Genomic DNA, 7,233 nt, shown 5'->3' with positions numbered 1-7,233 from the left:
AAATAGTCAATAATGGGGTACAAAATAGTCAATAATGGGGTACAAAATAGTCAATAATGGGGTACAAAATAGTCAATTATTTATCTGCAAACCCTTGATATTACTGAGTTTCTAAGGTCGACAAAGTATTATAAAGTAATATAAAGTAAATTAGAAAGTAAATTAGAAAGTATCTTCTTAAGAAAAAAATCTATATTTTATTTTTAAAAAATAAAAAAATCTTTCACTCAGTTCACTATTTTCTATCTAACCACTTACAAATATATTAGACTAAAATCTAAACTTCAATATCAAATAGGAAGTCAAATACATTTCGCTTCCTATTTTTCTATAGTTTTACATAAGACCCTCTGCATATATGATCGCATCATGAGAAAAACTGAGTTTTTAACGTTTTTTGTACCATCCCATATTTAAGACATCATCAGAAGCCATATTTTGGCCGTTAACAGCATCCTTGAGTATTTACAGTAGTTTTTCCTTTGCTAAACTTATAAAACGCAGTATAGGGCTAAAAATGCATGTTAAAAGAATTTAATCTTTATCATGTGCTCACTGCTAAAGATATACTAAAGAAATTTAGTCAAAAAACTCAGTTTTTCTTGTATTATGGTGTATTATTAAATAATACTGTGTGGTATAATATGTATTATATTAGCTAACGGGGTGAAAGTTTTGACTGAAAAAATGACTGTCCTAAATATCAGGATGAGCGTTGAAGAAAAAGAAGAATTAAAGGAAAGAGCTGCAGAACTTGGAGATTCGATCAGTTCATATGCTAGAAAAGTACTCTTCAAAGAGGATAATACAAGCGACTACGTAGATAATACAAATGTATTACAAGAGAAAGATGAGCGTATATCAGACCTTAAAACTCAAATAGACGACTACAAGAAGCAAATTGAGCAACTGCATACGATTATTTTGGCAACTCAGAAAGATAATCAGTTGCTGATTGAACAGAAAGCGAAGAGATGGTGGAAGTTTTGGGAATAGCTTTGAACATCTCATCTTTTTTAACTTTATATACATAAAAAAGTCCTCGAACAAACAGCTCAAGGACACACTAAATCCCTAGAAGACAACAGTCCTCTAGGGATTTTTACGCTCTTTTTTTGATTAACGAGTATTTTGAGGCTAAATGCCGATTATCCTCGTCGTCCAACTATTCACAAATGAAATATGCTAATACATTTGCCATAACGCTGAAGAAGAGGTCAAATAAGTTGCTCACGACTCTCACTTTCTATCCTGCTCGGTAGGTTGTGATCAATTATCTTAGCTCATTTGCTTTCAATTTCTTTAGGGGGATAGTGGACGTTTTTTCTTTTATATAGATTGGCTAAAATAAATTCATCTGTTTCTTATACGTTTTTCAGAAATTGTATAAATTTCGTTATCACTTCTCTTACCAATAGCAATGACTTCAATAATTTCAATTGCATTGACAGTTTCGTGAAAAACAATTCTCAGGCCCAATTTTTTGTGTTTTAACTTCCTGTAACCTGCTAAATTACCGTGAAGAGCCTCTCCGGCAAGCATCCCTTGATTTTCTAACTTGATAAGTGACTTTTTAACATGAAGACGTTGACTATTATCTAATTTATAAAAATCATCTTGTGCTTCAGGTATCAATTCAACCTTATAACTCAATCCCAACCATCCTCTACATTTTCCAAACCTTCACGCCAATTTGAACCAAGAAATTCATCGACAGTTAAATTTTTTCGTGCTTCAAGTTCAAATGGAATTTTACGATCACGTCTGATTTTATTGAAATATAAATTGATTGCTGTAGTATAGTCAAGCCCAATCTCGTTTAAGACCTCACCGACTTCCTGTTTTAATTCAGAGTCAATACTTAGATTCAATCTTGCTTTTGTCGTTGTAATAGCCATTTAAATCACCTCATCTTTTTGTGTATATTATACACAAAAAAACAGATTTCTTCAAACTATTTTTTTCTCGTTGATAATTTTTCTGTATAAATTGTCAAAAAATGATGCTGAGATAGTCATTCTGAGCTATTTTCAGATTAAAGCACGGACAATCTACCGCTTCAAATCCCTACAGCGCCAATGGTTTGCGCTGTTTTTTAGTTCATTGAACAACTTTCGGGAAAAGACCAATTTTTCGGAAAGTTGTTTTTTTGAAAAGTTCATCTCAAAATTCACCTTATTGTTTAAGAGACTTTAGGGCAAACCCATCTTGAGTAATAAGCAGTATCTCTTCTAGTACCTTTTATGATGGGACATCTTTGATGTTACAGCGAAGTAGTCAATCTTCATGTTGTTTTTTCATGCTTAGTCACCGACAACTTTAAGATCGCTAGCGACTACTTTTACTCCGCCCCAGGTACTACGTGCTATGTTCCACATGACGGATATAGGGATTAATCAGTTCAACCGTCATTATACGTATCATGGGTTTAGCCATACTTTCGTGTATGTTCGTACCCCCTATCAGTGGTGGGGATTTGTAGGAAAGACACCATTTATTGACTTTTTGCACGGGTGGCTTTAAGATGTTGCTGGACGCCTTTCTTGATAATCACTCAGAGTCGCCAGAGTGTCTGGCCCGAGATATGGCAAGGATATACCGCTGCCTGCACCAGTCCTTCGACGCTGACAAATTGCGACATATCATGTAAATTGTCGCATAAAAGTAGTTTCAAAAAAAGAAAACTGTGTTATAATGTATGTGTAATTTTTAGAAAAGAGGTACTAACTATGGAAAACCTAGTAGTTTCAATCTTTAACACTGAAAGCGAAGCTTATCAGTCCTTTGCGGATTTGAAGGCTTTCCGCCAAACTCAGACGACCAAGGTTGCTCAAATCGCCTTGGTCAAAAATGAAAACGGTCATATCGTTGAAAAAGAACGCTATGACTTTGAAGATTCAACGACGGATGCAGCCCTAAAAGGTGGCTTGCTCGGTGCAGTTATCGGGCTTTTGGGTGGTCCTATCGGCGTCTTGTTTGGTTATGGTATGGGTAGCCTCTATGGTTTGGCTACTGGTGATACCATTGATACGGCAGAAACTGGCCTGATTGACGTTGTTTCTCAGAAATTGACTAACGGTGAAACAGCCGTTGTTGCCTTGGTGCAAGAAGACAACGAAGCAGTCATCGATGCTTACTTCACCAAGTACGACACCCAAATCATGCGTTGGGATGTAGCAACCGTCGTAGCCGAAATCGAAGCAGCTCTGCAAGTCCAAGAAGACCTCTACAACCAGGCACGTGCACAAATGAAGGCTGAACGTAAAACCGAACGCAAGGCTAAACTTGAAGAATTCAAGGCGAATGTCAAAGCAAAATTTGACAAATTGAAAGCGTAAGCACTCAAGCATCTCATAAAAAATAGGCTTTCTACTTCTGGAAGATAGCCTATTTTTTAAAAAAACTAGATTTTAGAAAAAGGAAGTGACGGAAGGATTACGTTTTTTAGAGGAGCTCATTTTGGACGATGACCCCCGAACCCTCTATATCCAGACTTGGGGCGGGACCAATACAACTGCCAGAGCCCTCAAGTCTATTCAGGAGCGCTACGAGGGGACGGCAGAATGGCCTCCCTACATTCCGAAGAGGTGGACCCGCATTATGTCTTCGATATAACAGAAGAGGGCGCAAGTCTCACGGTTCATATCCCTGACGATGCAAAGTCAGGCGATACCTTCCATATCATTACTGAGGTGCAAAATGTGACCGAGACTCCATTCAAAACCTATGTGCGTCGTATTCTCACGGTCAAATAATTTAGATGAGCTAGATTATTGCTCTTAAAAATGCTCATTGTCAACTGTAGTGGGTGGACATATAACTAAGCCCTAGAGAGAACCATCTTGGTTCTCTTTTTTGTGAAGTTCAAAGCGAGGTAAATCCGTTTTTTAAAGTTTTCAAAGTTCCGAAAACCAAAGGCATTGCGTTTGATGTCTTTGAGAACCAATCGCCAGCAGTATTTTAAGGCACGATAGTCAATGGATTTCTTGTCAAATTACTTCATGAGTTGAATACGAGTTTGATTGAGAGTACGGCTGAGGTGTTGGACGATATGAGTAAGTGCTTGATGATTGATGAGTTTCTAGGCAATTTTTTCGGTGCGTTATTCGCGCCGATTTTTTTTCGAGTCCACTTTTGTGGGCCGAAAAAGCAGTGAATTTTTTGAACCGTGAGGGTCAAAAAAGGGGTGCAACCCATAGCCCTCGGCAGAGCGTTTTAGTTTTGTACGTTGCGCAGCAATGTCAAAACTACAAAAACGTTACTCTTTGACAAAGAGTAACAGAAACTCTGCTTGATCCGAGAAAGATATTTTTATTTTCAACTGATTACATATCGACAATAGTTGGCGTGGAATAGCGATAGCCCCACGCCGTAGCCCAACATTTTGGGCTAAATGTTTCTCTTTAAGCTGCTGAAACTATATAGAAATCCATAGATTTAAAAATCATGGACTTATATAGTAGTCCATGATTTCTGAAAAGATGGATTTTATAGTGTTCCATAAATTTTGAAAAGATGGACTTATATAGTGTTCCATAAATTCTAAAAAAATGGGCTTATATAGTAATCCATAAATTCTGAAAAGATGGACTTATATAGTAGTCCATAAATTCTAAAAAGATGGATTTATATAGTAGTCCATAAATTCTAAAAACGTGGACTTATATAGTAATCCATAAATTCTAAAAACGTGGACTTATATAGTAATCCATAAATTCTGAAAAGATGGGCTTGTATAGTGTTCTATAAATTCTAAAAAGATGGTCACTATATAAGACCATCTTTTTTAAAAACAAATGCTCAAATAAATTTGTTAATCACGTTTTTAACGGAAATTTTAAAAAATTTTTATTATCTTTTGTTTTTTGTGGCATACTACTATCACAATAGTAAGAGAGGAAACAGAATAATGAATCAAATGACCATTTCTTTTAAAACAAAAACTGGCATGACAAATATACGTCATAATAACAGAGATCTGAGCGAAGAAGAATTTAAGAGTAATGAACACAGGCATATAAATCGTGCATTGTCCCACGAAAATATAACGATTATTAAACGTGACATAAGAGAAGTCTATCACGATGAATTTGACGATGCTTTAAATACTTATAATTCAAAACAACGGAGGAAGGATAGAAAAATTGAAGACTACTACAAACACGTTAAAAAATCAAAAACATTGGATCTGCAACGTGAATTTGTAGTCTCAGTAGGTAATAAATCCGACTGGGAAAAGATGGATTTCAATAAAAAAAGAGAGGTAGGAGAGGCCCTAGCAAGCTACGTAAGAGATTTTAATGAACGCCACGATCATTTAGTCATCTATAATGCAGTTGTCCATTTAGACGAAGATGGAGCTCCTCACGCTCATTTTAACGTTGTTCCTATTGCTGATGGATATAAAAATGGTCTTTCGAAACAACCATCTTTTTCAAAAGCTCTTCTCCAGGAAGGATTTAAAGAAAAAGGCCGTGGCCAACTGAAACAATTTCGTGATCATGAAATTGATAGGATTCAATACTTTATGAAAAACCTTAATATTGAACGCAAGTTAGGTCGGACGAATGATATTAAGGATATGCGAGAATATAAAGAAACTATGCGACAAATTGAATTACAGAAGCAGCAAGAAGAGAGGGAGCTGCAGCACTTGAAGAATGAGGTCGCAAACATGTCCGAAGAGTTGGATAAAGCAAAATTAGAAGATCAAACTATCAATGCTATGTTACGTCTAAAAATGATCAGTGAAACAGAAGTAGATAAAAGTCAATTTGAAATCAAAGAGCGAGGGCTATTTAATAATCGTGAACGTGTTGTGATTGTTCCTGAAGATGAGTTTGATAGAATAGCCATGAAGGCGAACTATAGCCCATTGTCGAATTTGTTGAACGATTTTAAAGAGTCTATTCTTCAAATAGGGTTCATTAAAAAGTTACATTCTACAATTTCATCTTTAAAGAATGTGATCAAAGAACTGAAAGCAGAATTCCAAAAAGAGAAAACTAAATTGGAAAAAGAGAATCGAAATGCTTGGGATAAGTATTTTGAAGCTAAGAAAGAAGCTGATACTTATAAACGTTTTAAATCAGAGTTTGAAAGATATTTATCTGAAGAGGAAAAAAATGAGATCTCAGATAAAATCTATGAACGTCAAGAAGCTGAAATTGAAGGAGGTTTGTGGCAAGATTTTGATTTAGATCGTTAGATAAATTAGGGGATATTCTTTTCTCCTCCTAGAAAAGGACTTGCATATGCAAGTCCTAATTATTAATACATGTTCAAATTACAAAAAATCATAGATATCTGTCTGATGTGATGCTTTCTCTGCCTCTATGATTACCTCTGCAGTGGTTGGCATCCGTCTATCCCTAATTACCATCTCATACCCGATAACTTTTCGTCCTTTTTTTACAGTTGTTAAATCTATATCAGCGTTGAATTTCATTTCTAGTTCTTCACATGCCACCATGAGAGCATTCCTCTTAAACAAACCTGCAGGCCATGACTTTTCTTCACCCAAGAACCAATCTTGCCATTCCTCTAAACTTCCCTTAATGGTTGTATATTCTCGATTTCCTAAGCGATATGCTTCCCAAAGTTTCATCAAGATCAAAGAATACTTTGATTTCACATTTCCTAACTCATCCAAATGGAAAGAGTAGTAGTTTCTTTTCAACTCAAAAACTAAAGGTCCAGCATCTTCAGAGAATTTAAACTCTACAAGGCCATCCTCAATAAATCTTATTCTGCTGAAAAGTTGAGTCATGATTATTGAACGTCTACCGTCAGGCAATGTTTCAGGGATATATAGGGCTGTATTCTCGTTAAGTCTCGAAAAAGCTTCTGCAATCCGTCTATAATTCTGACCGTTTTTAGTTAAGCCAAAGTGCTTCATAATGTCAAGGCTATGAACCGTAAAGACATCACCAACTCTACTATCTTTCGTTACAGATGAAAAACAGTAGTCTAAAACCTTGTGTTCAAAAGCTTTTAAATTACCAAATGCTTTGGCCAAGTCATTCGCCTGGACAACTAAATAATTTTGACGAGAAGCTAGTTCTTCATAGATTTTACTGGATTTTCTATTTGATACCATCTTGTTTACCTTTTACTATATTTCCTATTATGCTATATTCTATCAATTTTTAATTTTATAGTCAATAATGGGGTACAAAATAGTCAATAATGGGGTACAAAATAGTCAATAATGGGGTACAAAATAGTCAATAA

8 protein-coding genes and 1 pseudogene are annotated in these 7,233 nt (G+C 35.6%); 5 read left to right on the top strand and 4 right to left on the bottom strand.

Going from position 1 to position 7,233, the window contains the following annotated elements; genetic code table 11:
* Positions 1–687 precede the first annotated feature (687 nt).
* Positions 688–996: a plasmid mobilization protein gene (locus K1I61_RS08775; protein WP_420882516.1), complete on the top strand. Its 309-nt coding sequence runs from the start codon at positions 688–690 to the stop codon at positions 994–996.
* Positions 997–1,353: 357 nt separating this feature from the next.
* Here the strand turns inward: K1I61_RS08775 and K1I61_RS08770 are convergent, their stop codons facing one another.
* Both K1I61_RS08770 and K1I61_RS08765 read right to left on the bottom strand, forming a co-directional pair.
* Positions 1,354–1,653 carry a type II toxin-antitoxin system RelE family toxin gene (locus K1I61_RS08770; RefSeq protein WP_003015041.1) on the bottom strand — a complete coding sequence of 100 codons (300 nt, stop codon included), beginning with the start codon at positions 1,651–1,653 and terminating at the stop codon, positions 1,354–1,356.
* Positions 1,650–1,898 carry a type II toxin-antitoxin system RelB/DinJ family antitoxin gene (locus K1I61_RS08765; RefSeq protein ID WP_001018847.1) on the bottom strand — a complete coding sequence of 83 codons (249 nt, stop codon included), beginning with the start codon at positions 1,896–1,898 and terminating at the stop codon, positions 1,650–1,652. Before K1I61_RS08765 ends, K1I61_RS08770 begins: the two co-directional genes overlap by 4 nt.
* Positions 1,899–2,729: 831 nt before the next feature.
* On the opposite strand from K1I61_RS08765, the gene K1I61_RS08760 reads away from it, so the two are divergent.
* The 3 genes from K1I61_RS08760 (at position 2,730) to K1I61_RS08750 (ending at position 3,755) form a co-directional block, all read left to right on the top strand.
* Positions 2,730–3,338 carry a DUF1269 domain-containing protein gene (locus tag K1I61_RS08760; protein WP_223334845.1) on the top strand — a complete coding sequence of 203 codons (609 nt, stop codon included), beginning with the start codon at positions 2,730–2,732 and terminating at the stop codon, positions 3,336–3,338.
* An 85-nt stretch (positions 3,339–3,423) separates the two neighbouring features.
* On the top strand, positions 3,424–3,615 hold the full coding sequence (locus K1I61_RS08755; protein ID WP_082162670.1) for a nucleoside hydrolase-like domain-containing protein: 192 nt from the start codon (positions 3,424–3,426) through the stop codon (positions 3,613–3,615).
* Positions 3,564–3,755, top strand: coding sequence for a hypothetical protein (locus K1I61_RS08750; protein ID WP_020902503.1), 192 nt, complete (start codon positions 3,564–3,566; stop codon positions 3,753–3,755). The genes K1I61_RS08755 and K1I61_RS08750 overlap by 52 nt, the downstream gene beginning before the upstream one ends.
* A 65-nt stretch (positions 3,756–3,820) precedes the next feature.
* Here K1I61_RS08750 and K1I61_RS09060 read toward each other — a convergent pair.
* Positions 3,821–3,943, bottom strand: a pseudogene (locus K1I61_RS09060) (transposase); the annotation flags it as partial.
* A gap of 966 nt (positions 3,944–4,909) precedes the next feature.
* On the opposite strand from K1I61_RS09060, the gene K1I61_RS08740 reads away from it, so the two are divergent.
* Positions 4,910–6,208, top strand: coding sequence for a plasmid recombination protein (locus K1I61_RS08740; RefSeq protein ID WP_223334843.1), 1,299 nt, complete (start codon positions 4,910–4,912; stop codon positions 6,206–6,208).
* Between the two features lie 78 nt (positions 6,209–6,286).
* Here K1I61_RS08740 and K1I61_RS08735 read toward each other — a convergent pair whose 3' ends face one another.
* Entirely contained in the window at positions 6,287–7,099 is an 813-nt protein-coding gene (locus K1I61_RS08735; RefSeq protein ID WP_000254442.1) for a replication initiation protein, read from the bottom strand.
* Positions 7,100–7,233 lie beyond the last annotated feature (134 nt).

The organism is Streptococcus infantis (assembly GCF_019929665.1).
Taxonomy (GTDB): domain Bacteria; phylum Bacillota; class Bacilli; order Lactobacillales; family Streptococcaceae; genus Streptococcus; species Streptococcus infantis_H.
This window is presented reverse-complemented; position numbering and strand designations above follow the sequence as displayed.